The sequence below is a fragment of the Ruegeria sp. AE3 genome (genome assembly GCF_056542225.1).
Genome location: NZ_JBQFZL010000006.1, coordinates 45682 through 70636 on the forward strand (window position 1 = coordinate 45682; position 24955 = coordinate 70636).

The 24955-nt window shown below is 55.4% G+C and carries 24 protein-coding genes; 11 read left to right on the top strand and 13 right to left on the bottom strand.

Annotated features, from left to right (window positions below; genetic code table 11):
- Positions 1-110: 110 nt before the first annotated feature.
- The 6 genes from ACR0NZ_RS12700 to ACR0NZ_RS12725 all read right to left on the bottom strand — a co-directional run bounded on the left by ACR0NZ_RS12700 (position 111) and on the right by ACR0NZ_RS12725 (position 3438).
- On the bottom strand, positions 111-770 hold the full coding sequence (locus ACR0NZ_RS12700; protein ID WP_480519335.1) for a DUF2461 domain-containing protein: 660 nt from the start codon (positions 768-770) through the stop codon (positions 111-113).
- A gap of 12 nt (positions 771-782) precedes the next feature.
- Positions 783-1121, bottom strand: coding sequence for a TfoX/Sxy family protein (locus ACR0NZ_RS12705; protein WP_480519337.1), 339 nt, complete (start codon positions 1119-1121; stop codon positions 783-785).
- Positions 1122-1126: 5 nt separating this feature from the next.
- Entirely contained in the window at positions 1127-1348 is a 222-nt protein-coding gene (locus ACR0NZ_RS12710) for an MAPEG family protein (protein ID WP_480519339.1), read from the bottom strand.
- 24 nt (positions 1349-1372) lie between these two features.
- The gene (locus ACR0NZ_RS12715) at positions 1373-1759 is read right to left on the bottom strand and encodes a VOC family protein (protein WP_480519341.1); all 387 of its coding nucleotides are present in this window, start codon (positions 1757-1759) and stop codon (positions 1373-1375) included.
- Between the two features lie 68 nt (positions 1760-1827).
- On the bottom strand, positions 1828-3063 hold the full coding sequence (locus tag ACR0NZ_RS12720; protein WP_480519343.1) for an RNA polymerase sigma factor: 1236 nt from the start codon (positions 3061-3063) through the stop codon (positions 1828-1830).
- Between the two features lie 3 nt (positions 3064-3066).
- Positions 3067-3438, bottom strand: a complete 372-nt coding sequence (locus tag ACR0NZ_RS12725; RefSeq protein ID WP_480519345.1) for a YciI family protein — start codon at positions 3436-3438, stop codon at positions 3067-3069.
- Between the two features lie 228 nt (positions 3439-3666).
- Here ACR0NZ_RS12725 and ACR0NZ_RS12730 point away from each other — a divergent pair, with 228 nt between their 5' ends.
- The gene (locus ACR0NZ_RS12730) at positions 3667-5889 is read left to right on the top strand and encodes a HEAT repeat domain-containing protein (protein WP_480519347.1); all 2223 of its coding nucleotides are present in this window, start codon (positions 3667-3669) and stop codon (positions 5887-5889) included.
- A 100-nt stretch (positions 5890-5989) separates the two neighbouring features.
- On the opposite strand, the gene ACR0NZ_RS12735 is transcribed toward ACR0NZ_RS12730, so the two are convergent.
- Positions 5990-6895, bottom strand: a complete 906-nt coding sequence (locus ACR0NZ_RS12735; RefSeq protein WP_480473983.1) for a LysR substrate-binding domain-containing protein — start codon at positions 6893-6895, stop codon at positions 5990-5992.
- Between the two features lie 178 nt (positions 6896-7073).
- Between ACR0NZ_RS12735 and ugpB the strand changes: the two genes are divergently transcribed.
- The 5 genes from ugpB to ACR0NZ_RS12760 all read left to right on the top strand — a co-directional run bounded on the left by ugpB (position 7074) and on the right by ACR0NZ_RS12760 (position 12180).
- Positions 7074-8384: a sn-glycerol-3-phosphate ABC transporter substrate-binding protein UgpB gene (gene ugpB / locus ACR0NZ_RS12740; protein ID WP_480519349.1), complete on the top strand. Its 1311-nt coding sequence runs from the start codon at positions 7074-7076 to the stop codon at positions 8382-8384.
- 63 nt (positions 8385-8447) lie between these two features.
- Positions 8448-9329, top strand: coding sequence for a sn-glycerol-3-phosphate ABC transporter permease UgpA (ugpA, locus tag ACR0NZ_RS12745; RefSeq protein ID WP_209505975.1), 882 nt, complete (start codon positions 8448-8450; stop codon positions 9327-9329).
- Between the two features lie 20 nt (positions 9330-9349).
- On the top strand, positions 9350-10186 hold the full coding sequence (gene ugpE / locus ACR0NZ_RS12750; RefSeq protein ID WP_267365578.1) for a sn-glycerol-3-phosphate ABC transporter permease UgpE: 837 nt from the start codon (positions 9350-9352) through the stop codon (positions 10184-10186).
- A 3-nt stretch (positions 10187-10189) separates the two neighbouring features.
- Positions 10190-11245, top strand: a complete 1056-nt coding sequence (ugpC, locus tag ACR0NZ_RS12755; RefSeq protein ID WP_480519351.1) for a sn-glycerol-3-phosphate ABC transporter ATP-binding protein UgpC — start codon at positions 10190-10192, stop codon at positions 11243-11245.
- Positions 11245-12180, top strand: coding sequence for a glycerophosphodiester phosphodiesterase family protein (locus ACR0NZ_RS12760; protein ID WP_480519353.1), 936 nt, complete (start codon positions 11245-11247; stop codon positions 12178-12180). Before ugpC ends, ACR0NZ_RS12760 begins: the two co-directional genes overlap by 1 nt.
- 73 nt (positions 12181-12253) lie before the next feature.
- Here the strand turns inward: ACR0NZ_RS12760 and ACR0NZ_RS12765 are convergent, their stop codons facing one another.
- Positions 12254-13939, bottom strand: coding sequence for a tryptophan halogenase family protein (locus ACR0NZ_RS12765; protein WP_480473978.1), 1686 nt, complete (start codon positions 13937-13939; stop codon positions 12254-12256).
- 65 nt (positions 13940-14004) lie between these two features.
- Positions 14005-15531: a malonate--CoA ligase gene (locus ACR0NZ_RS12770; protein WP_480519355.1), complete on the bottom strand. Its 1527-nt coding sequence runs from the start codon at positions 15529-15531 to the stop codon at positions 14005-14007.
- A gap of 280 nt (positions 15532-15811) precedes the next feature.
- On the opposite strand from ACR0NZ_RS12770, the gene ACR0NZ_RS12775 reads away from it, so the two are divergent.
- Genes ACR0NZ_RS12775 through ACR0NZ_RS12790 form a run of 4 tightly spaced genes read left to right on the top strand, consistent with a single transcriptional unit; the run spans position 15812 to position 20154 of the window.
- Positions 15812-17338 (top strand): DUF4153 domain-containing protein, encoded by a 1527-nt coding sequence (locus ACR0NZ_RS12775; protein ID WP_480519357.1) that lies wholly within the window; start codon positions 15812-15814, stop codon positions 17336-17338.
- Between the two features lie 13 nt (positions 17339-17351).
- Positions 17352-18044 (top strand): response regulator, encoded by a 693-nt coding sequence (locus ACR0NZ_RS12780; protein WP_480519359.1) that lies wholly within the window; start codon positions 17352-17354, stop codon positions 18042-18044.
- Entirely contained in the window at positions 18029-19561 is a 1533-nt protein-coding gene (locus tag ACR0NZ_RS12785; RefSeq protein WP_480519362.1) for a sensor histidine kinase, read from the top strand. The genes ACR0NZ_RS12780 and ACR0NZ_RS12785 overlap by 16 nt, the downstream gene beginning before the upstream one ends.
- 41 nt (positions 19562-19602) lie before the next feature.
- Positions 19603-20154: a VOC family protein gene (locus tag ACR0NZ_RS12790; RefSeq protein ID WP_209505961.1), complete on the top strand. Its 552-nt coding sequence runs from the start codon at positions 19603-19605 to the stop codon at positions 20152-20154.
- 112 nt (positions 20155-20266) lie between these two features.
- On the opposite strand, the gene ACR0NZ_RS12795 is transcribed toward ACR0NZ_RS12790, so the two are convergent.
- Positions 20267-20617: a hypothetical protein gene (locus tag ACR0NZ_RS12795; protein WP_480473974.1), complete on the bottom strand. Its 351-nt coding sequence runs from the start codon at positions 20615-20617 to the stop codon at positions 20267-20269.
- A gap of 264 nt (positions 20618-20881) precedes the next feature.
- Between ACR0NZ_RS12795 and ACR0NZ_RS12800 the strand changes: the two genes are divergently transcribed.
- Complete coding sequence (locus ACR0NZ_RS12800) at positions 20882-22618, top strand: caspase family protein (protein ID WP_480519364.1); 1737 nt, start codon at positions 20882-20884, stop codon at positions 22616-22618.
- A 671-nt stretch (positions 22619-23289) separates the two neighbouring features.
- Here ACR0NZ_RS12800 and ACR0NZ_RS12805 read toward each other — a convergent pair.
- From ACR0NZ_RS12805 to ACR0NZ_RS12815, 3 genes are read right to left on the bottom strand one after another with little or no spacing between them, the layout of a single operon-like run.
- Positions 23290-23724 carry a c-type cytochrome gene (locus ACR0NZ_RS12805; RefSeq protein ID WP_480519366.1) on the bottom strand — a complete coding sequence of 145 codons (435 nt, stop codon included), beginning with the start codon at positions 23722-23724 and terminating at the stop codon, positions 23290-23292.
- 11 nt (positions 23725-23735) lie between these two features.
- A complete protein-coding gene (locus tag ACR0NZ_RS12810; protein ID WP_480519368.1) occupies positions 23736-24602 on the bottom strand; it encodes a copper resistance D family protein in 867 nt (288 codons plus the stop codon).
- A 2-nt stretch (positions 24603-24604) separates the two neighbouring features.
- Complete coding sequence (locus ACR0NZ_RS12815; RefSeq protein WP_480494746.1) at positions 24605-24946, bottom strand: copper resistance CopC family protein; 342 nt, start codon at positions 24944-24946, stop codon at positions 24605-24607.
- Positions 24947-24955: the final 9 nt, after the last annotated feature.

The window sequence follows — 24955 nt, forward strand, 5'->3', positions numbered from 1 at the left end:
TATTTCCGAGCTCACTTGTAGACGGTGATCCTATCAAGGCATTGGGCGATTGAGACCGGCACGGCAGTGAGGCCTGTCAAACCTCCGCCCCCCCGTAAACCAGGCAGGGGTTACTCGATCCGAGAAAGCAATTGGAAAACCGGCAAGAGTTGCCCAAAAACACCTTTCGTTCGTTCAATGAGGTTTGGTTCGATAGCTAAGGCAGGATTGCTCAAATCTGTCCAGACGGTAAAGCCTTTGCGGCGCAATGCCTCTTCATTTGGATGATCTTTGTCGAAACCGGAGGGAACACGTTTCAATTCAGGATCCCCGACCCGGAAACCACGCTTTCGCATCTCAGCGGCAAGCTGTATCACCTCTGCCCCATTGGGGCCTGCCATCTCTGTTCGGAAGGCATCCAACGCTTCCTTTTCATACTGAAACACCCCGCAGCCAAGCGCCAGATCATCGGGTGAGAGACCGAAGAACCACATCGGCGGCTGATCCGCACTCCCGTCTGGAATAAACGCAATATGCAGGTGTGCGTTGTAAGGTGTTTTGTCCTTGGAAAATCGGACATCCCGATGAATACGAAAAATCTTGCTGCTATGGGTCTGGCCGGTCAGATCACGCAAGGCATCCGCAATGTCATTCGCGAACTGCGTGCTTGCCTGCTTCAAATGGGTCTCGTAAGTTGATTTGTTGGCTGCAAACCATTCCTTCGTGTTATTGGCCCGCAAATCCCTGAGAAAACCAAGCGCTTCGGGTGAGAAACTTTCAAACTGAGCCATTGCTTTCTCCGTTCAGTCTTTCGCGGGAAGGGCCGCGGCGTGTTCGAGACAAAGGTGTAACCAGCGCAGCAAAGCGGCGTCATCGCAATCACTCTCATCCACGCGGATAAAGCCACTCAGTTTGCGTGTACCGTGGATCACTTCTTGGGCCGTGGGATCCGCCAGCGCCATACTTTCGTTTTCCTTGCCCACCCGGAACATGAACCGGCCCAGCCCGTCGTTATGCCGCCGTGCCCCGCACAGCATGTTGCCGTTCAAGAAAAAGCAATTACCACCCATCATGCGCTTTTCTGAAATGCCCACATGTGCGGCCAAAGCGTCACGAATACGGGCGTTGAGGGTTTCATCCACCGGCATCAGCTGGATGCCTCAAGCTGCCGGTGGATTGATGGCGTAAAGGGAACATAATCGACGAAGTTTCCATGTGCCCGCATTACGCGCACGAACCTGTCGCCCCCATCCCATAGCGGATGGGCAACCGTCCTGAATCGACGCAGGTCAAAAGCAATCGCCAGTGGAACGGTTACCCAGTCTAATAACGCTGCAATAACCTGCACAATGTGCGTATTTTGTTCCATCTGCGCCCTCCTTTCAGACAGTTCTCAGGGTCTCATGCTTTCATAGGTGATCAATGCAAAGCGGGCACCTTGGGGGTCGTTCAGCGTGGCCATGCGCCCGACACCCGGCATATCCATCGCGGGTTGAAGAACTGTGGCGCCTTTGGCTTCGGCCTTTGCAACACTGGCATCCACATCGGGTACTGTGAAGAAGATCGTCCAGCTTCCACGCGCCTCTGGCATTGGTGAAAAGCCTCCGATAGCGGTCTCGCCCACAACTGCGGCTGAATAACTGGACCCATCCTGCATCGGCATATCGCTGATCGTCCAGCCCAGCACATCCTGATAAAAGGATTTGGCCTTGCTCTGATCCGGCCCGGAATGCCCGATCCATCCTGAATTTCCGACAGCCGTCATCTCAAGTATACTCATGGGTACCTCCGTTGGTTACGCCCGCCACATGCGGGTCTGACCCAAGGACGTACGAGGAGTGTGTGTTCCTACAGGCCCTCCAATTCTTTTTGACTGATTTTGATTTTTTCTTTGATCACGTCACATTCCAACGCGGTGGGGGAAAGCGCCAACACGGTTTCAAAGGCGGAAATGGCGTCTTTATGATCCCCCGCTTCTTGCAAAAGGCCACCTCGCATTGCGTGAAACCAACGATAGTTGGACAACTCCTGTGACAGCGGATTCATTGCTTTCAATGCATAGTGTGGGCCGTATAGCTTGGCCTTTGCGGCAATCTGGTTGAGCCGGATCACCGGTGTCGGTTGTAATTCGTAAAGGGCAGCATAGTGACTTTCGATCAACGCCCAGTTGGTTTCTTTCGATGAGGCGGAACAGGCATGTGCCGCTGCGATTGCAGCCTGGATGATATATACCCCGCGGTGGCCAGTCCGCTGGGCTTTTTGCAACAGCGATGTAGCCTCAGCGATATTCGAGCGATCCCAAAGATCGCGGTTCTGATCGTCGAGTGCGACAAGCTTGCCTTCCACGTCAATCCGGGCCCGGCGCCGGGCGTGTTGAAACAACAATAGCGCCAGCAATGCGGCCTGCTCGCTCATTGCAGGGAACAATGCGACAAGAAGGCGGGCAAGCCGGATGGCTTCTTTACACAGCGTGAGCTTGATTTGCTGTGGCCCGGCCGAGGTCGACCACCCTTCGCTGAACATCAGATAAACCATTGTCGAGACTTCGCCCAACCGGGCTTGCCTCTCTGCCGGGCTTGGCGTTTCAAAGGCGACCGGGTTATTTGCGATCTTCTTTTTGGCGCGGGTAATGCGCTGCTCCATGGTTTTGGATTTGACCAGAAATCCGCTGGCGATCTCATCGACACTCAGCCCCACGACCACCCGCAAAGCAATGGCGATCTGATCCCGCCGATCCAGTTCCGGATGACAGCAGATGAACAGCAAGCGCAGGACATCGTCCCGCATCTCGTCTGGGTCGGGTGTGTCCGCCGGCATCGGTTGAAACTCCTCTGCGTGGCGCGACAAGATTGCCGTGCGCCGCCGGGATTTGCGTAATTCGTCCAGACCCGCATTCCGGGCCGTGGCCAGAAGCCATGCCAATGGATCACGAGGCGCCCCGTCCTGGGGCCAAACTGCCAAGGCTTTCAGGCAGGCGTCGGCAAAGGCCTCCTCTGCGGTGTCCAAATCCCGAAAAACCCGCGTCAGGGCAGCAATGGCGCGCGGGCGTTGTTCAGCAAATGTGGCCTCGAGCCAATCTGACATGATCTATTCCGACGATATGGCACCCCCGGCCCAGGCCACAGGCCGAACTTCCAGCCGAGCGACCGGTGAAGAGATCAGTTTTGCATGTTCCAACGCTTCCTCAAGGTCTTTGAAGTCAGCGGCGTAAAACCCAAGGAAGTTTTCCTTGGTCTCGGAAAACGGGCCATCGGTGATCAGGGGGGCAGCGCGCTCAGACGTGGCCGGTTCGACCATTACCGCTGACGTTGGCGGCATCAGTTTTATCGACACGAACTCTCCGCGTTCCGACAATACTGCTTGCAGGGCGCGATGGCCTGACATCACTTCGTCCTGGCGATCTTTCGGCAATGCCTCGAACACGCCCGGTTCCCCATAAATTGTGATTGCGTAAATCATTCTCGCCTCCTTGCGTTGGTCGCATAGTGCAAGGACGCGCGACGCCATGCAAATCCGACAACGACCAGAACCGACAAAATTGCCCAGGCCGCTTTTGTCTGAAATCCCAGCGGCCCGGGCTTCCATTTCCATCCAGATAACAGGTCGGAGGTTTTCAATAACCGGAGCAAAACCGGTACCTTGAAAACCGGTTCCCAGAAAAATGTCCAAATGGTAGGCTGCGAAACTATGGAAAGCCGGCCAAATCGTCGATTAGCAGCCATCTTAGCCGCCGATATCGCAGGCTATTCAAGATTGGTTGGCTTGGATGAAGAAGGCACCATCGACAAGCTGCGCCGGATCCGCGCTGAAGTCATCGAGCCCTTGATCGCCGGGTATTCAGGGCGCATTGCGAACACAGCGGGTGACAGTTTTCTGATCGAATTCCCCAGCGCGGTCGATGCGGTTCGCGCGGCCGTCGCGATACAGGCTGAACTGACGAAAAGAAACTCAGATGCGGAACCCGACCGCGCAATCGTTCTTCGGATCGGTTTGAATGTCGGCGATGTCATCTCAAACGCAGACGACATCCTGGGTGATGGTGTCAACGTGGCCGCACGGCTTGAGGCGCTGGCAGAACCTGGGGGGATTATCGCATCGCAGGCGATTGTCGGATACGCGCGCAACAAGGTGCCCTTCGCCTTTACGCCAATTGGCCCGCAATCCGTCAAGAATATTGCGGACCCCATTGAGGCGTTCCGCGTCGAAACAGATGCGTTGACCCCGGCGGTAAAGCACAAAACGAAGAAAGCACCGCGTCTAATGAAGCTGGCTGCAATCCTGATCGTGTTGGGTGCGACCGGGTATGTCGGGACAAAGACATGGGAAAAGGGTCGGCTGCGCGCCTCTGAGGCACAGATGGCTTACCCACTTCCAGACCTGCCTTCGATCGCCGTGCTTCCGTTGACGAACTTCACCAGCGACGCGTCCAACAAGATGTTGATAGATGGCGTTTCCGAGGATCTGATAACGGACTTATCCCGCATATCAGGGTTATTTGTCATCGCCGGAAACACATCCTTCGCATTTCAGGACCGCGACATTGATGTGGCAGGCTTTGCCGAGAAACTGGGCGTTCGCTATGTCGTTGATGGAAGCCTTAGACGCAGCGGAGAAGGTTTTCGGGTCAACATCCGCCTGACGGACACTTTGAACGGCAGATTGATCTGGGCGGAGCGTTTCGACGGTGAAATCGATGAGATCTTCGACCTGCAAAACAACATTGTACTGGCGATTGCGCACGAGTTGGATGTTCCGCTCGACATGCAAAGCCGGATTGCCATCGAAAACATAGAAACTGGAAAGATCGAGGCGCGCGAAGCGTTCCAGCGTGGATGGGAGCTATATTCACGCTTCAATGAACAGGACAATCTGGCCGCAATTCCGCATTTTGAGCGCGCGGTCGAGTTGGACCCGAATTATGCGCGCGCCTGGGCGACGTTAGCTCTGGCACACTTGCGACCACACATCTTCCACCACTGGTCAGGCTTTGCGAATGCTGACGAACAGATGCATATCGGGCTGTTCTATAAATACTACCGTGAACTGACGCATCAGGACACCTCGCTTATCCATGTTATCAGGGCAATAGTCGCTCTCAACCTTCCGGATTGGGAAGGCGCCGAGAGCGTAAGTCGGGGAACAGAAGAAGCGAGGCAAGAAGCCGCGAAGGCCATTGCCCTGCAACCAAGCGACCCCGAAGCGCATGTGACAATGGGATGGGCCTTGATCGCGGGCGGCGAGCCAGAGGAAGGGCTGGCATTTGTGCAGGCCGCAATGCGCCTAGATCCGGAATATCCCAGCCACTACGCGTTATTTCAGGGGGCTGCACTGTTTGCAATGAATGATCTGACTGGTGCAGGGGCCGTTATAATGTCTGAGTTGGACCGAAACCCGCAGGCAGTTGAGTTGATGCCATTTGCAGCGTCGGTTCTGGCCTTGAATGGTGACCGAAGCAACGCGCGCGCAATGATCGAACAATGGCAGGATGGAGAAAACGAGAAAGTTCTGAGCGACGCGGTACGCGATTATTTCTTTATCGTGCGATGGATCGGCGAGCATCAATATTTGAACAACCGTTTGAAAAAAGGCCTTCGATTGGCCGCGCTTCCGCCGAGTACGACAGTTGCAAGTCTCAAAGCTGATCTGATGCGCGGAGATGCCAAGGAACAACGTGACGCGGCTCAGTCTTTGGCGCTCTTTGGTGCCGACGCAGCTCCAGCCGTTCCGGAACTGATCAAGCTGTTGGGTAGCCCTTCGGTTTTTGTCAGAAAAGAAGCGGCCATCGCCTTGGGTGAAATCGGAGGGAAAGCATCCCCCGCTTTACCTGCATTGGAAGCAAACGCAGACGAGTCTTTGTCGGGAAGATTTGCCGCCCGAGCCATTGAACAAATACGCGGAGCCTCACAATAACGACGACTTTGGGCGCTATCGACCTCTTTGCTCCTGCTGTTATTTGGAGACTGTTGGCTGGAAACCCGGGCAGATATCCTTCGCCCCGTTGACCGCAGCCTCAGGCAAGTGTTCTGAACGCATTCAGGCTTTCGCTGAAATGCTCGATGAACTCCAGTGTTATCAAAGACGGCTGCTTCAAAACCGGGCGTACCAGGGAAAGCGTATGCGGTAAAAACGGCTTGAATGGCCTGTAGCTTAGCCCCCGGTCTGTGTAATGGACAGCGTCCAGCTCGCTGACAATTGAAACACCGACGCCTTTTATCGCCAATTCACATGCCGCCGTGAATTGCCGGACTTCGATATGCGAGTTGAGTGTAACATTGGCCTGCTGAAATGCCTTCGAAAGCCGTCCGAAAAAGTCGCTATCGCGCCGCGTATGTATGATGCTCTCATCTGCAAGATCGGAAGGCGTCACCTCCGAGAGGTTCTCAAGTGCGTGATTTTTCGGGAACACGCAAACCGTGCGCACATCGACATTTCTGCTTTCGACTCCAGGATGACCGTTAAAGCCATCGGTGATTCCAAAGTCATATTGTTCGCCGACCATCCATTCCAAAATCCGTTCCGGCCTGTCCGGTTCGATCGTCATAGTAACACCTGGCCGGTCTTTCAGAAAACTTGCTACAACATCCGGCAGATGGCTGGTGGCAAAACCGGGAAGGCAGGCGACGCGGATATGCCCGGCTTTTCGCTGTGTGATATTCTGACTGGCGTCCGATATCTGCTTCATCAATTCCAGAACACGGTCCACGCTGGGTTGCAGATAGCGAACTTCCTGGGTTGGTACCAATCGCCCTTTGCGGCGATCAAAAAGTTGAAATCCAAACGATTTTTCAAGATCCGAAAGCAACCTGCTAACAGCTGGTTGGCTTATCCCCAAATCGGCGGCAGCTGCTGTGACCGAACCATTGGTGGTCACCGCCATGAGCGCTTCCAGTTGCCGAATTCTCAAAGTTTGTCTCATTCCAGACCCGGTGCTGCTTGTACATTCAATGTGTATAACACCGTATTATGATTTTTGCCAAAAAATAGGGCTTGAATTATATTTCTTTAGCGGTAACGTCGTGAAATCGTCATGTGTGTCGAATACGCGTTGAAGTCGGTACTCAACGAAGCATCGAACCTGATGCATGGGAGGAATCATGAAAAAGAATTTGCTTGGCGCTCTTGCCGTTACAACTGCCTTGTCCCCCTTGGCGGCAATGGCACAAACCGAAGTTCAATTCTGGCATGCCTTCACCGGCCGCCTTGGCGAACTTGTCAAAGCGCAGGTTGAAGAGTTCAACGCCAGTCAGGATGAGTTTGTCGTGGTCGAAAGCCACAAGGGCAACTACTCGGAAACCCTGAACGCTGGTATTGCCGCTTTCCGCGCAGGTGAACAGCCACATATCCTGATGGTTTTCGAAGTCGGTACCGCAACGATGATGTCGGCAAAAGGCGCGATCAAGCCGGTCTACAAAGTCATGGCCGAAAGTGGCGCGTCTTTTGATCCCGATGCCTATATCGGTGCGGTGAAAGGTTATTACACCACCACCGACGGAGATATGTTGTCGCTGCCGTTCAACTCTTCCACGCCGGTCTTGTGGGTCAACCGCGATGCCATGCAGGCGGCGGGTGTTGATCCTGACACTGACCTGTCGACTTGGGAAAAAGTTGGTGATGTGCTGGAGCAACTCAAAGCCGGAGGCGAGGACTGCCCGCTGGTGACGGCGTGGCAAAGCTGGATCCACCTGGAAAACCTGTCTGCCTATCACAACGTTCCGTTTGCATCGCAGGACAATGGTTTTGCCGGTCTGGATACAGAACTGATGCTGAACGGCCCGGTACAGGTCGCGCACCTGAGCGCCATGGGCGACTGGGCAAAGGATGGGGAATTCATCTATACCGGTCGCAGAAATGAAGGCGGCGCAAACTTCCGGGCCGGTGAGTGTGCCTTGTTCACCGAAAGCTCGGCCGGGTATGCCGGGATAAAAGCCGAGGCCGAGTTCGACTTTGATGTGCGCCCGCTGCCGTATTGGGAAGCGGTCACAAGCGAGCCGCAGAATACCATCATCGGCGGTGCTTCCCTTTGGGTGATGGAAGGTCATGATCCCGAAGAATACAAAGGCGTTGGCGAGTTCCTGAGCTTCTTGTCTTCGTCTGACGTTCAGGCGGCATGGCACCAGAATACCGGGTATCTTCCGATTACCGCGGAAGCCGGTGAAGCGACCCGTACGGCCGGTTTCTATGATGAAAACCCGGGCACCGATATCGCTGTGATCCAGATGACCGCGAAAGAGCCGACAGCAAATTCGAAAGGTCTGCGTCTGGGATCGTTCGATCAAATCCGCGGTATCATCGATGAGGAGCTTGAGGCCATCTGGTCCGGTGAGAAAACCGCCCAGGAAGCCATGGACAGCGCAAAAGAACGCGGTGACGCGCTTCTGCGCAGGTTCGAATCGGCAAATCAATAAACCTCTGAAATCCGGTGCGGGCTCGGCAGAGCCCGCATCCACTTTTCCCGGCGGGTCATCAGGATGGAAAAACGCGTCACATTCCGCGGCTGGCTGTTGCCATTGGCGTTGATCGCCCCGCAGGTCGTCATTTCTGCCGTATTCTTCTTCTATCCCGCTGCACAAGCTGTATGGCAGTCGCTGTTCATCCCAGATCCGTTCGGGTTGTCGTCCAAGTTCGTCGGTCTGGGCAATTTTGAATTTCTGCTGAGCGACAAGTTTTATCGCGCATCCTTTGTAACCACGGCGGTGTTTTCGACGCTTGTTACGCTCTGCTCCATGATCCCGGCCCTGTTTCTGGCAGTCATTGCAGATCGGCTGATCAAAGGATCCGGAGCTTATCGGACGCTGCTGATTTGGCCTTATGCAGTCGCACCGGCGGTTGCGGGTGTGCTATGGCTGTTCATGTTCAACACGCGCGTCGGTGTCGTGTCGTGGTATCTTGGACAGCTGGGCTATGACTGGAACCACGTCTTGAATGGCACCGAAGCGATGGGGCTTGTGGTTGTCGCTTCGGCCTGGGGGCGCATCAGTTATAACTTTTTGTTCTTCTTCGCCGCACTCCAGTCGGTTCCGAGGTCGGTCATCGAGGCCGCCGCGATCGATGGCGCACGATTCTGGCGCAGGTTTTTCACGATTGTCCTGCCGTTGCTGTCACCTACAGCGTTCTTCCTGCTTGTTGTGAATGTGGTTTACGCGTTCTTTGAAACTTTTGGCGTAATCCACACAATCACCGGCGGCGGGCCGCAGCAGGCCACGACCATACTGGTCTACAAGGTCTTTTCAGACGGGTTCGTCGGTCAGGATCTGGGCTCGTCTTCGGCGCAATCGGTCATTTTGCTGATTGTCGTCGGCCTGCTGACCGTCATTCAGTTCAAATACGTGGAAAAGAGGGTGCATTACTGATGGCAGCCCAGCAGCACGGAATGGTCGAAAAGCGCGGAGCGGGTATCTGGCTGACGCATGCCCTGATGATCCTTGGCGTTCTGGTCATCTTCTTTCCGATCTGGCTGGCGTTTGTCGCCTCAACCGTTACCCAGCCGGAAGTTGTATCACCACCCATGCCGCTTTTGCCGGGTGATCAGTTCTGGGAGAACTACAAGGCAGCCCTGTTTTCCGGCGTGAATGTCCCCGTCGCAACGATGCTGTTCAACAGCCTTGTGATGGCCATCGGGATTGCAGTGGGCAAGATCGTCATTTCACTGCTGTCGGCATTTGCAATCGTCTATTTTCGTTTTCCCGGTCGAACAACGTTCTTTTGGCTGATCTTTCTGACCCTTATGCTGCCGGTCGAAGTGCGGATCGTACCGACATTTGAGGTCGTGGCCGGGTTCGGAATGCTCAATAGCTACTACGGGCTGATCTTTCCCCTGATCGCCTCGGCCACGGCGACCTTCCTGTTCCGTCAGTTCTTTCTGACAATTCCGGACGAGCTGGCCGAAGCTGCGCGTGTGGATGGTGCCCGGCCAATGCGGTTTTTCATCGACATCGTCGTTCCGATGAGCCGGACAAACATTGCGGCACTGTTCGTCATCCTGTTTATCTATGGGTGGAACCAGTATCTGTGGCCGCTGCTTATCACCACCGACCCTGAAATGAACACCATTGTGATGGGCATCAAGCAGATGTTCCCGTCTGGCGATGATGTGGCAGATTGGCCGGTCATCATGGCGACCTCCATTCTGGCAATGATCCCGCCAGTCATCGTGGTGGTGTCAATGCAAAAGCTTTTTGTCCGCGGCCTTGTCGATAGCGAGAAATAAGAAATGGCAACAGTAACTCTGGAGAATGTCAAAAAGAGCTTTGGCCTGACAGATGTCATACATGGCATCGACATCCAAATCGAAGATGGCGAGTTCATTGTCATCGTCGGCCCTTCGGGTTGTGGGAAATCCACGCTGCTGCGGATGGTGGCAGGGCTTGAGACCGTGACCTCGGGTGAAATCCGGATTGGTGAGGAACGGGCCAATGAAAAAGAGCCGATGGATCGCGACATTGCCATGGTGTTCCAGAACTATGCGCTCTACCCCCATATGTCGGTCCGGCAGAACATGGGCTATGGCCTGAAGATTGCAGGGTTGCCCAAGGCCCAGATCGATCAAAAAGTGACCGAGGCGGCCAGGCTATTGCAGCTTGAACCATTGCTGGACCGCAAACCCAGACAATTGTCAGGCGGCCAACGTCAGAGGGTGGCTATGGGCCGCGCGATTGTCCGTGAACCTGCGGTCTTCCTGTTTGACGAGCCTCTTTCGAACCTGGACGCCAAGCTTCGCGTGCAGATGCGGCTTGAGATTCGTGAGCTCCAGGAAAAACTGGGGATCACGTCGCTTTATGTAACCCACGATCAGGTTGAAGCCATGACAATGGCCGACAGGATGATCGTCATGAACGGCGGTATCGCCGAACAGGTTGGCACACCGCTAGAGGTATACGAAACACCAAGAACCCTGTTTGCGGCGCAGTTCATCGGCAGCCCAGCGATGAATGTCTTTGAAGCCCGACGCGAAAACGGAACCGCCATGATTGGTGAGGTCGCGGTTGGTTCGTCGCCGGGTCCTGATACTGCCTTCAAACTGGGGGTACGACCCGAGCATCTATTGCTGGATGACAATGGCCCGATTGAGGCCACGATTCAGATGGCAGAGCCATTGGGGGCAAACACGCTGTTGCACGGTCAACTGTCCGGCTCGGGCGATCCGATCACGATCAGCCTTCCGGGTGTGCATCCGGTTGAAGGCCGACATCCGAACATGCGGTTTTCTGTGTCCTCAAACCATTTGCATCTGTTTGACCGATCTACCGGTGAAAGGCTGGAAGGCTGATGGCATTCCCTCAGGTCGAGGCTTTCCGGGGGGGCGACAACCTGATCCGCATCGTAGGCCACCGGGGTGCGCGAGGTGTGTTGCCTGAAAACAGCATGATTGGCTTCGACTTTCCGCTCTCCATTGGCGTGCCGCTTCTGGAGTTTGATGTTGTCCTCACGGCTGACGACATCCCTGTCATAACCCATAATCACCGGCTGCACGCCCCCAGTTTTCGCGATGTTGACGGCCAGTTTCTGACCGGGGAAGAGCCGAAGGTTTCAACCCTGACATTCGAGCAGATTCAGAAGTTCGATGTCGGGCGGTTGGATGGGAATTCTGCCTATGGTCAGCGTTTTCCTGATCAGGCACAAATGGATGGCGTTCGCGTTCCAAGGCTGCTTGACCTGCTGGATCTGGTGAGTGACCCCCAACATAGCGATGCCTGTCTGATGCTCGAGCTGAAGTCGGACCCCGATTTGGCCCATGACGCGCGCTACAGAGAGAAGTTTGTCCGTCTTGTCCTGCAAGAGGTCCGTTCCAGGGCCCTGTCGTCGCGCGCCGTTCTGCACAGTTTCGACTGGAATCTGTTGGAAGAATGTCAGCGGCAAGCGCCTGATATGCCATCTTCTTATCTGACCCAACTTCCCGAAAACGCCGAGGATGTAGGGGAGGATTCTTCAAAAGCAGTCTGCCCGGATTTTCGAGGCCGCAAAGGCGATATTCCGCTATTGGTCAAGCAAGCGGGCGGCTCACTGTGGTGCCCGTATTATGCAGATGTAACTGCCGAAAACGTCGAACTGGCCAAGGATTTGGGCCTTTGCGTTGCGGTTTGGACGGTCAATGACTCTGTAGACATTGCCAAGATGATCGACCTGCGTGTGGATGCCATTGTTTCTGATTATCCGGGTCGGGTGCAAAGGCACTTGTCTGACCGGGGTATGAGCTGGCGTTAAACCGCCCTGAAGGCCGGGGCTGAATGCCTCGCCCTTCAGTTTATCAAATTTCCTTCGTACGGGCAGAGAACCCCTAGAACAGTTGCAAATCCTTCGCGCCGCTTTGGATTTCAGCAAAGTTCGGCATGTTCTGGATCGTAACAGGTGCGGGTTTCGTGCCCGGCATCGCAACCGTCGGTTTCGCCACGTTCGCCATTCCAAAGACCGGTTTTTCCAGCTCCCCCCGGATATCGCGCAGCAGCGTTTTATGATCCGGCATCACTTTGACGATCTGCGCAAGATCCTCTTTCGCACGCTGCATGCCCTGGAACCAGATCACCTTCTTCAACGGCCGCAAACGATCTCGGATGCCGGTACCGTAACCCGTATCATAGACCTGTTTGCCCAACAGAACCGTCTGGTACACGCGATGATCAAACAGCGTGGCAAATTCCACATCGTGATCCATCGGCAGACGGTGCTGCCACAATTCCAGATTCTCGGCCAGCCGATCCGGTATCTTCATCTCTGTTCGCGCGTCGATCCAATACGGGTCATCCTTTCGGTTACCCAATCGGTAATGCAGGCAGATGAATTCCAGAACCTCGTTATAAAGCTTATCCATCTGCCGGTTGTATCTTGCCCGCAGCGACGGGGCGACGTCGCGCGTCGGCAAGTGTTCTGCAAACCAGCGTACTGCGTGGTCAATCATGTGGATCGCGGTACTTTCCAACGGCTCGATAAACCCGCCGGACAGACCGATTGCCACACAATTCTTGACCCAGGCATTGCGCACGCGCCCGACGCGCATCGGGATGATCCGCGGCGTCAAACCCTTACCGCTGTCACCCAGCCATTCAAGATATTCGTCTGCCGCCTGATCATCCGTTCGATGCGCCGACGAGAACACATAGCCCGTACCCACGCGATTGTAGAGCGGCACCCGCCATGTCCATCCCGCGCCCAGCGCGGTCGACCGCGTGAGGCTTTCGATCTTGTTGGGATTGCGGTGTTCGACCTGCAACGCCATGGCGCGATCATTAGGCAAATAGTCCGAATAATCCAAGAACGGCTCGCCCAGCGCCTGATTGATGATCAAACCGCGGAACCCGGTGCAATCGATGACCATTTCGATGTCATGACGGCCCGCGCGCTCCAGCATCAGATGGCTGACGTTGCCCTGTTCATCCAGCTCGACTTTCTGTACCTCGTCCTGGATATGCTCGACGCCGCGCTTGGTGCAGACCGTGGTAAGCATGCCCGCAAACTTCACGGCATCCAGATGATAGGCATAGCCAAAACGCTGTTCAAACTCGGGCTGACCCAGCTGCCGCGCGCCTTTGCACAGACGGCCCAGATGATCGTGGGGCGAGATGGACTGTGTAAAGTCCCGTTCTCCGTTGCCAAAGCGCAGGAAATACTCGGCGGCGTCCAACCCTTCCAACATCTGGCCATGGGCAAAGGGGTTCACGTAATCGATGCGTTTTCCTTTGGGGTCCTTGTTCCAGTTGCAGAACTTCACGCCCAGCTTGAAGGACGCGTTCGTCTCGCGGAAAAAATCCCGTTCGGAAATGCCTGCCTGACGGAGCGTGACCGGCATGCGTGGCACCGTAGCCTCACCCACACCCACGGTCGAAATATTAGGGCTTTCGATCAGGCAGATATGTGGCCGGTCCGCTGTTGATGAAGTGCGTGAAAACACCATGTCCAGGATCAACGCGGTCATCCAGCCTGCCGTGCCGCCACCTACGATGGTGATCTTGCGCAAACGATTGTTCATATTCTTCTATCCCCATTGGTTTTGAGGACTATATCAAGTTTCCAACGCTTATCTAGGCTCTGCCATTATGTGCCTTGTGACCCGGCTTTGAACATGTCCCTGAACTGGTCGCGCAAGATGTTCTTTTGGACTTTTCCCATTGTATTGCGGGGCAATTCATCCAGTTGAATAAGCGTGCGGGGATGTTTGAACCGCGCCAGGCTGTCGCGCACTGTATCCATCAACGCGTCGAGATCCGGAGATTGCCCAGGTTCGGCAACAATCAGGCCCAGCACGGTTTCACCGAAGTCGGGATGCGGCACGCCGATCACTGCGCTCTCCAGAACACCGGGCTGGCTGTCCAGAACCAGCTCAATTTCCTTGGGGTAGATATTGTAGCCACCCGAGATGATCAGGTCCTTGTTGCGCCCGACGATATGGACATACCCATCTTCGTCGACCCGTCCCAGATCACCGGTGATGAAGAACCCGTTTTCACGCAGCTCGGCAGCCGTCTTTTCCGGCATCTGCCAATATCCCTTGAATACGTTCGGACCACGCACTTCGATCTCGCCGATTTCACCCTGCGGCAAAGGGTTACCGTCTGCATCGCATATCTTTAGTTCCACCCCCGGCAAGGGAAACCCGACCGTGCCCGCGCGACGTTCGCCGTCATAGGGGTTCGAGGTGTTCATATTGGTTTCGGTCATGCCATAGCGTTCTAGGATACGATGACCGGTACGCTCTTGGAATTGTGCATGGGTATCCGCCAGCAGAGGGGCTGAGCCCGATACGAACAGGCGCATATGTTCGGTCAGCCCCCTGGTAAAACGCGCGTCTGCCAGCAGGCGCGTGTAGAAGGTTGGCACGCCCATCATCGACGTGGCTCCGGGCATCCTGTCAATGATCTGATCAGGGTCGAATTTTGGCAGCCAGATCATGCTTCCGCCAACCGCCAGAATGATATTCGTGGCCACAAACAGACCATGTGTGTGAAAGATAGGCAACGCGTGCAACAGAACGTCTTCGGACGCAAACCGCCACTCTTTGACCAGTGTCCGCGCATTGGACAGCAGGTTGTTCTGGGTCAGCATCGCCCCCTTTGAACGTCCGGTGGTGCCCGACGTATAAAGAAACGCCGCCAGATCCTCACCGTCCCGATCCACAGTCGCAAAGCTGTCTGGCATTGCAGCCGCCAAATCCATCAGCGAGCCAGAGCCGTCCGCATTCAGCGTTTCAACCCTGCCCCCAAAACGCGCGGCAATCGGGGTCAGTTGGTCTTTGCTTCGGCCATCGCAGACAACAAGTGATGCGCCGCTGTTTTCGATGAAATACGTCAACTCGTCCACGGTATAGGCGGTGTTCAGCGGCAGGAAAACCAGACCGGCCTGCGCGCATGCCGCGTAAAGCGCCAGCGCCTCAGGCGATTTATCGACCTGAGCCGCAACGCGGTCCCCGGGTTTTAGACCCAGTTGCGTGGCCACATGGGCGATCCGGGCGGCTGTGCTCAGAAAGTTTCGATAGGTGATGGTCGTCCCGTCTGTCAGGTGCAGGAAAGCCGTATCTTTGCCGGCGTGAATGCCAAACAGATCATCATAGAGAGGGTTGGCCATGTTCGATCCTCCGTTTCCTCAGCCATAACGGCGAACCGCTTCTCAGGGGAAGGTTCAACTGTGTCACACTGCGCTTTTGCTTGCAGTTCAATGTCTGGACGCGTCGCATTTACTGCGCAGCGCGAGTTGCAGCTCGGAAATCGTGGTTGGTAAAGCCTTTCACCGCCTCTGCACATTTTCTGCACGAAAGCCCCATGAAGGCTGCGGATACGTCGCGCCAAAGATGCAAGCGCCACAGGCAATCTGCCGGGAACACAAACCTGCAAGCAGGAGACAGGACATGAGGCAGGAACTGACAATTCGCGGCGTACCGGACAGCATCGTGCTGGACGCGTGGTGGCTGGGAAAGATGGACAAAGCCCCCCGATGGGGAGGCAATAGACGACAGCAGGGTGGTTCTCTGATGTCCACGCTGAAAATGCGCCATGCAATCCCGCTTCTTGCATCGCTGGTTGCGCTTGCTGATTGGTTGTTTTGGGAACAGCCGCTAGGCATTTCAGTCACGGTCTTCATGCTGGTTTTGTCCGCCGCGATCATGGCGATGAAACCCCGGCGTGCGACTGCAAAGGAGTGGCTCATAGCCGCCGCATTTGCCTTGATCACCAACCTTCCGGTAGTCATCGATTTGCAGCTTCTATCTTTATTGTTCAGCCTTGCTGGTTTGGTCAGTCTGGCGACCTGGGCGCTCTTCGGTCAGACCGTAAATGAACGTCTGCTGCTGCGCACCGCCCTGCGCCTGCCTTCCATCGGCGCGACGCTTTTGCTACGCGACACATGTCGCACCGCTGTGGCCGCCGATCTTGGGTCCGACAGCCGCCGCCACGCAGCCTCGCTGGCCTTGCCGTTGCTATTGGGCGCGGTCTTCCTTGCTTTGCTGGCCGCCGCCAATCCAGTGCTGGAAGACCTTCTGGCCGAGCTGGACCCAAGTCTTCTGTTCGAAGGGTACTACTGGCTGCGACTTCTGTTCTGGAGCGCGATGGCCTCGCTGCTGTGGCCGTTCCTAAACCTCACCGATCCATGGCTGGGCGGCATTGCCCGCCCCGCCACCATGCCAAAGATAGGTCCAAGCCGGGCCGCATTTCTGATCAATCCAGTCTCGGTGCGCAATTCGCTGTTGCTGTTCAACCTGATGTTCCTTGTACAAACCGTGATGGACCTTGGTATCCTGACCGGCGGAGTATCCCTGCCTCAAGGGATGAGCTATGCCGCTTATGCCCACCGGGGCGCTTATCCGCTGGTGGTGACGGCCCTTTTGGCGGGCGTATTCACTCTGGTCACTCACAGCATGATCGGTGCGGACCGGACGTTGCGCATTCTGATTTACATGTGGTTGGCGCAGAACATGTTCCTGGTGCTGACAGCTGCTATCCGGCTGCATCATTACGTCGACGCCTATGCGCTTACCTATTTGCGGGTGGCCGCCTTCATATGGATGGCGCTGGTTCTCACCGGTTTGCTGCTGACCGTGGTGCAAATCCATCGCGGCTTCGGTACAACCTGGCTTCTGCGGCGTTGTTTTGCAGCGCTTCTGGTGGTCTTGTATACCTGCAACTTTGTGAATTTTGCATCAGTCATTGCCAGCTACAATCTGAGCCACGGCAGCGCTCTGACGCAACAGGATACCGGTTACATATGCAGCCTTGGTGCTGATGCTTACCCAGCCATACGCGATCATGAAACCAGAACCGGACAGCAAGTCTGTGACGCGTGGATGCGATATGATCTGAAAAAGGATGCAATCACCAATTGGCGCGAATGGGGCTTTCGGAGATGGCGGATCCAAGCCTATTATCGGCAGCAGAGTTGAAGGACCCCATTTGATGCCTGCACGCATTCTTGTTGTCGACGATGATCCGGATATCCTTGAGGTAACAAGGTTCGCGATTGAAAAGGCAGGCTATGCGCCACTTCTGGCCAGCGACGGCCTGACCGCGCTTGATACAAACCGCCAGGAAAGCCCCGATCTGATCGTGCTGGATATCGGGCTGCCAGAAAAGGATGGTCTGGAAGTATGCAGGGAAATCCGCAAATCCTCGGACGTGCCGATCCTGTTCCTGACCGCCCGCGATGACGAGGTCGACCGTATCGTCGGGCTGGAGCTGGGCGCCGATGATTATCTGACGAAACCCTTTTCCCCACGCGAATTGGTGGCCCGGATCAAGGCCATCCTGAAACGCAGCGCGCCGACACCTGCCCAGCCCGATCCAGTGTTGTCGCAAGGCAGCCTGCACCTGGATGCAGAGCGGCACCTGTGCAGGTTCGCTTCAACGTCCGTGACACTGACCGGATCGGAATTTCGGCTGCTGGCAACTCTGATGGCCCGTCCCGACCGCGTTCTGTCCAGGGCGCAGCTGATCGATGCGCTTTACGGCTATAACATCCACGTCTCGGACCGCACCATTGACAGCCATATACGCAATGTCCGTGCCAAACTTGCCCAGGCCGGCTGTGCCGAGGGGATCGTGACCATTCACGGTGTCGGCCTCAGGATGGGTGCATGCACGCCCGGCTGAACCGCAAATGGCGCCCCAGATTGTGGACCATCGTTCTGCTGGTGCTGGGCATTGTCCTGTGCTTGCCCTTTGCCGGGCTGGTCCTGTTCCGCTTTTATGATAGTCAACTGGTGCAACAGACCGAAGAAAGCCTGCTGACACAGGCTGCGGTTATGTCAGCGGCGTATGCCGAGCTTTATGCAGATGCAGCCGGGATCAAGCCGCCGCGCCCGAGTGCAATCTCAACCGAGCACGCGGTGTTCCCATCACTGTCGGTCAATCGCGAAACGGTTCTGCCACCGCGCCCGGACGCGCGGCCCGCAACCGTCCGACCCGGTTCGGTTTATCAGGCCATCGCCGCCCCGCTAAGCCGCATCGCCAACGCCGCCCAGGCGCAAACCCTAGCGGGTTACCGGATGCTGGATGTCGATGGGAACGTGTTTGCCGGAACCGCGGAAATCGGGCAGAAGCTGGGCCATGTTGACGAGGTTCGCGAGGCCCTTTCAGGGAAAACCGTCTCGGTCGCGCGCACCCGCGTGCGCGAGGATGCAACGCCTGCGCTTTATACCCTCAGCCGCGGTGCCCGTGTGCGCGTTTTCGTGGCGATGCCAGTGTACGTGGATCAGACCTTGATCGGGGCGGTTTACCTGAGCCGCACCCCGAACCATATTTTCCGCTTTCTGTACGGCGAACGTTTCAACCTTGCCAAGGCCGCGGCATTTGTCGCTTTGTCCACGGCGCTTATCGGGTACGTATTCTGGCGGTTCATCACCCGGCCGATCCACCTGTTGATCCAGCGCAGCCAGATGGCGGGCCACGGTGGTAAGGCATGGGAACCACCAGACCAGCTTGGCACGCGGGAAATCGCGGATCTGAGCCGTAGTTTTCAATCGCTGACGGAACGCTTGCAGGACAAGCAGGACGGATTGAAAACGTACACCGCCCATGTCACCCACGAGCTGAAGTCACCCCTCACCGCCCTGAAAGGCGCGGCAGAGCTGCTGCGCGACGACGATTTGCCATCTGCGCAAAAGCACCGCCTGCTGGACACTGTAGAAAAGGGCGGAAAACGGATGGAGGATCTGCTGGCAAACATGCGCGCCTTCAGCCTGGCCGATCAGAGTACCATCAACGGTACATGCTGTCTGAACGACATCACTGATCAGGTCGTTCAGACGTTCCCGGCGCTTGCCATCAAGGCTGAAAACGATAACTTGCCCTTGCCCGTCGCGGCACCCACCCTGCACATCATACTGACACATATGCTCGAGAACGCTCAGCAACACGGCGCGCAGAATGCCGTGCTGACAGCCTATCAGAACGACGGTGTCATCAGTCTAAAAATTGCGGATAATGGCGCCGGTATCAGTGAAGGGAACAAGGACAAGATTTTGCAGCCCTTCTTTACGACAAAAAGAGAGGCCGGTGGCACAGGTATGGGCCTGAATATTGTCAAAGCGACCATGGAAGCAATTGGTGGGCAACTCAGTGTTGTACCAAGCAATCAAGGCGCTTGTTTTCTTCTCACCTTCAACTAGCCGGGCGAGGTGAGAACTCATCAAACGGGAGGAAACTCAACATGCGCAAATTACAGGCACAGGGCATTCACCACATCACCCTGACTGGTGCAGACCGGCAAACGTCAATAGACTTCTGGGAGGGTCTTCTCGGGTTTTCGCTTATCTTCGATCAACCAAACCTGGACGATCATTCACAGGGTCACTTGTACTTTGCTGCTGGTAACGGCCAGACGATCACGGTGTTCACCAATGAAGATCGAAAACCGTCCGGCAGTTTGCTCAGGGATCAGGTTGGCGCGGTTCATCATCTGGCCTTCGCGGTGTCACGCTCGGTTCTCATGCAGGTCGAGGAACGGCTTGACGAGAGGGGTATCAAGCACACGCCAATCAAAGACCGGGGCTTCATGAACTCGATCTATTTCCACGACCCGTTGGGTTTGAGGATCGAGCTTGCGAGTTACCGCTTTGAGCCGCCTGAAGGTGCAACTCATGGTGACGTTCTGGCCGAAGCGCACAGGCTGCGCGTTGAACGTGGTGATCTTGCGATTGCCGACGTCCACCTTGCCGATGCGATCGAGAATATCGTCTCGGAGCGTACTCCACGGATGTAACCTTTTTGTCGTTTACCCTGAGCGGTGGGCATCGTGATCCCCAACAATCGAAACTGGCAAAGTCGTTTGATCGATCCAACGTCCCTTCTGGGGTATTCTTCATGCAAAAAACCTAATCGGGAAGCGTGGCCGCTGTGAGCGACCGCAGAAATTCGGCAATGTTAGACACCTCTTGTCGGCTCACCGTGCGATTTGTGAACATGTCAATATTCAGCCCTGGAACCGTGTCTTCAACGCTCGCGGCCACAATGCGAATGTCGGCCAAAGGATCATCGCAAAGGGTGCGTCCCAACTGAGAAACGGCCATAACTTTGATCGCCTCTTCCAGACCTCTTACCGAGCCATTGTGGAAATAGCGCGCGGTCAGCGCGACATTGCGCAGAGAGGGCACGCGAAACCTGCTGGGACGCTCCTTGAGAAGCAGATCGTATTTATCCAGATAGGGATTGCCGTCCCAAAACACCGGGAATGTTCGGTAAGTCCCAAGTGGCTTTTCAGTGCCCGCTGCGGAGAACCAGAAATCCTCCGTTGCTCAAACCCCTAAATCTGTCCGGTGGGTGCTGACGTCACAAAAGGCCCAAGTGAAGCAGTTGGTTTGACAACAACGTCGCCCATAAACTCCATTTATGCTATATTAGGTCCGGTTTCAGTGGACGATTTTGCCATGTTAACGCGCCAATTGCACCAATGCTTCTTTGGATCGTGGATATATCTGAGCTTCGTTTTGATGTTCGGACTGAACGCAGCACTTGCGGAAACGCCTCATGCAAAACGTGTGGCTTTGGTAATTGGAAATGCACGATATGAGCATGTGTCAAACATCCCAAACTCAGCCAATGACGCCCAGGATATTTCTGCCGCCCTCAAGAGGATCGGCTTTCATGTCACAGCAAAACAAAACCTCGACTACCGCGAAATGCGCCTGACCTTAAGAGACTTCTCTGAGGATGTAGTCGATGCGGATATGGTATTAGTCTATTTTGCAGGTCACGGGATCGAAATCGACAACACAAACTACCTGATACCGACCAATGCCGAACTCAGGAGTGACAAGGACGTAGAATTCGAGGCAATCCGTCTGGATACGGTGCTCAACGCCGTTTCGACTGCGAAAGGCTTGAAGCTGGTCATAGTGGATGCGTGTCGGAACAACCCGTTCGTGAGCGATATGGTTCGAACCACTGCAACCCGATCAATCGGTCAAGGGTTAGGCCGCATCGATCCCAGTGGGGTTCTTGTCGGGTATTCAGCGCGAGGCGGGACTTTGGCGCTGGATGGTGACGGTCGCAACAGCCCGTATGCAGAGGCCTTTCTTGAACATATCGAGGTACCCGGGTTGGAGCTTGGGAAAATGTTCCGGAAGGTGCGGGATACAGTTTACGAACTTACAGATGGGTATCAGGAGCCATTCACCTATGGGTCTCTGCCCGGTCATGACATTTTCCTTGTCCCAGCAGCACTCAAAGAGCCAATCAATAGTGACGATGCCACTACAGATGCTACCAATGCCGTTCGCCCTGTCGATGAGCGCGAGCGGTCGGCGCAACGTGTTCTGGGCGAGGCCATGCAGCTGGAAGACGAAAGCGCGAAGCAGGGCGCTTTGAAGCTGATCGCGCAGCTGTATCCAGACACCCGCGCGGGGCAATATTCTCAACAAGTTACGGATGTGGTCGGACGCACAAATCGGAAGATTGCCACACTCGTCACGCCGAAAACGACGATTTCACCCCCTGGAACCGAAAGCCGCCTAGACGCGCCTGCACCGTTGCCACGCTCGAATTCGGACATCGAGGCCAGTCTGAATCTGAACCGAAACGATTACCGGAGCATTCAACGCGGCCTGAACGCGCTTGGGTTTTCAGTTGGATCAGTGGATGGGATCTTCGGGCCTCGGTCCCGTGAAGCTCTGAAAGAGTTTCAGAGGCAAAATGGCGCAGAAAGAACCGGATACCTCACAGCACAGAGCTACGCCGTTCTGAAAAATGTTGCAAAACCAGAACCATCCGCGCAAAGCGACCAACAAGCAGACCCTCAGATACTGGTGGCCGTACCCAAGTCGCCCCCAAACGAGAACGCCCAAAACGCCTTCTATGGTGACTATGTCATCGAATTCAAAAGACGACCGGACCCACGTTACAATGGCGGCGAACTTGCCAACGAAAAGCCTAAAACAATGCTGCGAGTGGTGTACCGCAAATCGGCCGCCGGGTTTCAACTTATTAGTGCTCAAGACAATACTGGAACCGGTGCGTCGCGTCCGCAAAGGTTTCGCGCATCGCTGTCTGACAACGGAAAACTGCGGATCTCAGGAAACGTGGGATACCTGTTTGGAAAAACCCGAGTTGTACCATTCTCGGTCACTCAGAGTTTTTCGAAGGAATTTACCAGTGGCAAAACCGTGCATTCCAATCAGGGTCGGTTTGATGCTGCATTTTTCTTTGATATGACAATTACACGGCGCTGAGTGAAGTCGGAATGGGTGTAGCGCGGCCCAGCAGACAGGCTCGCTTGCCCAAGCGCATCCGCGTTCGCCACGTGGCGGATCAGCAAGAACAGGCGCTTTCGGCAACGGATCTGCGTATCTGCGCTGGTTGCCCCAAAAAGAAGTCAGGGTCATTCCAACGGGTTTGGATGCCAATGTTGGAAGTGAAGTGCTTATGCACCTTTGTGCGGAGTTCGCCGTGGTTCGTGCCCGATGCTTCTATGTGCTTTGCTATTGTGTCGCTGCACACTGCAAGACGCCGTGCCAGAGTACCAGTCTCATTAGGGCATCTAGTACGCAATGACACACGAAGGTTCTACGCGGGGTGTTTAGTCTGGTGCGGTGTTTTGGTGCCGCGTCGGGCAGGGGCCAACGGAATTAATATATGCCGTGTCTGGACAGTGAGAGGTACGCATGCAGCTTCATTTTGCGTCACACCTGTGTGTCGCGCCGCTCTAATGCTTGCTAACTGGTTGTATTGTTAGGTTTTGGCGGAGCCTGGGGGAAACGCTGCCGAACGCCTAATGCCCTGATAGTAAACACTATTGTAGTGTGTTGGTTTGCAGAGTGTCTCACCATTGTGTCACACTTAGAAGCACTCAACCTGCTACGTTGAACTGTGTATACCCAAACCGACACCAGACTACTGTCCTTTACTGATGAGGAAGGTTGCGACTAGCCTGCATTTGCTGAACATCGTCAGGCCAAGTGGAGCGTATGTAAGCCAGCACGTCCCATATGTCGTCGTTAGTCAGGGTGCCCTCAAAGCCCGGCATGCCACTGTTGAAGTCTTTAATACCGCGTGCTGCCAATGCGTCTGCCCCACCTAGTTTGGTATACTCGAACAGTAGCTGGTTATCATGGTGCCATGTGTGCCCTGTCACGTCATGTGGTGGGGCGGGTAATACTCCGTCATTGCCGGGTGTTTGCCAGTCGGGTTGGCCTTCCAGATTAACTCCATGGCACGAGGCACAGTACTCTGCGTAGAGTTTTTGCCCATTCGCGAGGTCCCGGTCTAACAACTCATGATCTGCAGCGACGCTAGTACCAATACTGCATATAGCGAGTGCATACAGGTGTTTGTTCATCTCTACCTACCTTAACTCGGAAGCGTTAGTACGCTGGTGAGTGTCGCCGTTGTCGCCAGAACCGCAAATACGACTATTGCCTCAACCTCGATAGATCGGGCGAGGCGTTGCGCTGCTTTAGCCTCTCCGCTTTGTAAGGCCGGAACAAATCGGAGCTTGTTGGCAGCGGCGAGGATCAACAACAGCGCCACAAGGAACACTTTGAGCAACAGAGCCTGACCGTAGCTAGTGAACAAGAGCCCTTGGAGATTGCCAACAAACAACCAAGCCATCCAGAGACCCGCCGCGACCAGCGTTGGCACAATCAGTGCAGCAGCTTGTCCGAACCTGTGCCCTAGTTCAGCAGCATCTGTCAGGTGTTCAGGCATGAGAGCCATACCCCGCAGCGGGCTAAAGATACCCACCCAAAAGGCTACACATAGAAGATGCAACAGGAGCAAGAGTTGGACACCAAAACTCTCCAGTTCCGGCACATGTCCGATCTGTGCAAAGGACCACATGGCCAATGCGCCACCCAACAGCGCGATCCATAGGCCAAAGCGAGGAACAGACAGTCCCACAAGGATCAACACTGCGCCTGCAAGGCGATAAACAAGTACGTCGCCTACGGATGTTTGCCAAAGCAAGCCAAGCATCTCTGGATCGACCATGCCGTCAACTCCGCCTGTTAAGGCGGCTCCTCGGAGCATGAAGCCAAATACCGTTGCTGCGAGGGAAAGCCACGCCAAGACCATGGCTTGGCGCTTCATCGCAAGGCTTATCGGCGCGACTAGTTCGGAATAGAGGCACTTCACGACGACAAGCCCGGTGGACCCAGCAAAGCCGATGTAGAGCACCAGCTTTGCGAGGATTGCGACAACTCCCCAAATGTCTGGCATGCTCATTCCACGGAAAAGGAAAATTCGCCCTGCATCGCATGGCCGTCTTTACCTAAACCACGCCACTCGATGACATAGGTGCCGGTTCCATTGCCCGGCAATGGGATCGTGAACACCTGACGGAAACTTGTTTGGTCCCCCAAATCCAAGCGTATCGCCGCTTGCTCTTCATGGGCCATCTCAATCCGTGTCAACCGGATGTCCTTGGTGAAGCTGAGGCCAATTTCGGCGGGCACAGAGGTTACAGTAGCCCCGTTGGCAGGTGTCGTTTCTTCGGCCTTGGAATGCGCCAGTACCCCGCTGGGAATAGCAGCCATGATTGCGAGCGTTATGATCTTCTTCATGGTTCTGTC

Bases quoted from the DNA above. Each gene is read 5' to 3' on its own strand.
- ACR0NZ_RS12700 (WP_480519335.1), bottom strand. From the start codon at position 770: ATGGCTCAGTTTGAAAGTTTCTCACCCGAAGCGCTTGGTTTTCTCAGG.
- ACR0NZ_RS12710 (WP_480519339.1), bottom strand. From the start codon at position 1,348: ATGGAACAAAATACGCACATTGTGCAGGTTATTGCAGCGTTATTAGAC.
- ACR0NZ_RS12715 (WP_480519341.1), bottom strand. From the start codon at position 1,759: ATGAGTATACTTGAGATGACGGCTGTCGGAAATTCAGGATGGATCGGG.
- ACR0NZ_RS12720 (WP_480519343.1), bottom strand. From the start codon at position 3,063: ATGTCAGATTGGCTCGAGGCCACATTTGCTGAACAACGCCCGCGCGCC.
- ACR0NZ_RS12725 (WP_480519345.1), bottom strand. From the start codon at position 3,438: ATGATTTACGCAATCACAATTTATGGGGAACCGGGCGTGTTCGAGGCA.
- ACR0NZ_RS12730 (WP_480519347.1), top strand. From the start codon at position 3,667: ATGGAAAGCCGGCCAAATCGTCGATTAGCAGCCATCTTAGCCGCCGAT.
- ACR0NZ_RS12735 (WP_480473983.1), bottom strand. From the start codon at position 6,895: ATGAGACAAACTTTGAGAATTCGGCAACTGGAAGCGCTCATGGCGGTG.
- ugpB (WP_480519349.1), top strand. From the start codon at position 7,074: ATGAAAAAGAATTTGCTTGGCGCTCTTGCCGTTACAACTGCCTTGTCC.
- ugpA (WP_209505975.1), top strand. From the start codon at position 8,448: ATGGAAAAACGCGTCACATTCCGCGGCTGGCTGTTGCCATTGGCGTTG.
- ugpE (WP_267365578.1), top strand. From the start codon at position 9,350: ATGGTCGAAAAGCGCGGAGCGGGTATCTGGCTGACGCATGCCCTGATG.
- ugpC (WP_480519351.1), top strand. From the start codon at position 10,190: ATGGCAACAGTAACTCTGGAGAATGTCAAAAAGAGCTTTGGCCTGACA.
- ACR0NZ_RS12760 (WP_480519353.1), top strand. From the start codon at position 11,245: ATGGCATTCCCTCAGGTCGAGGCTTTCCGGGGGGGCGACAACCTGATC.
- ACR0NZ_RS12765 (WP_480473978.1), bottom strand. From the start codon at position 13,939: ATGAACAATCGTTTGCGCAAGATCACCATCGTAGGTGGCGGCACGGCA.
- ACR0NZ_RS12770 (WP_480519355.1), bottom strand. From the start codon at position 15,531: ATGGCCAACCCTCTCTATGATGATCTGTTTGGCATTCACGCCGGCAAA.
- ACR0NZ_RS12775 (WP_480519357.1), top strand. From the start codon at position 15,812: ATGAGGCAGGAACTGACAATTCGCGGCGTACCGGACAGCATCGTGCTG.
- ACR0NZ_RS12780 (WP_480519359.1), top strand. From the start codon at position 17,352: ATGCCTGCACGCATTCTTGTTGTCGACGATGATCCGGATATCCTTGAG.
- ACR0NZ_RS12785 (WP_480519362.1), top strand. From the start codon at position 18,029: ATGCACGCCCGGCTGAACCGCAAATGGCGCCCCAGATTGTGGACCATC.
- ACR0NZ_RS12790 (WP_209505961.1), top strand. From the start codon at position 19,603: ATGCGCAAATTACAGGCACAGGGCATTCACCACATCACCCTGACTGGT.
- ACR0NZ_RS12800 (WP_480519364.1), top strand. From the start codon at position 20,882: ATGTTCGGACTGAACGCAGCACTTGCGGAAACGCCTCATGCAAAACGT.
- ACR0NZ_RS12805 (WP_480519366.1), bottom strand. From the start codon at position 23,724: ATGAACAAACACCTGTATGCACTCGCTATATGCAGTATTGGTACTAGC.
- ACR0NZ_RS12810 (WP_480519368.1), bottom strand. From the start codon at position 24,602: ATGCCAGACATTTGGGGAGTTGTCGCAATCCTCGCAAAGCTGGTGCTC.
- ACR0NZ_RS12815 (WP_480494746.1), bottom strand. From the start codon at position 24,946: ATGAAGAAGATCATAACGCTCGCAATCATGGCTGCTATTCCCAGCGGG.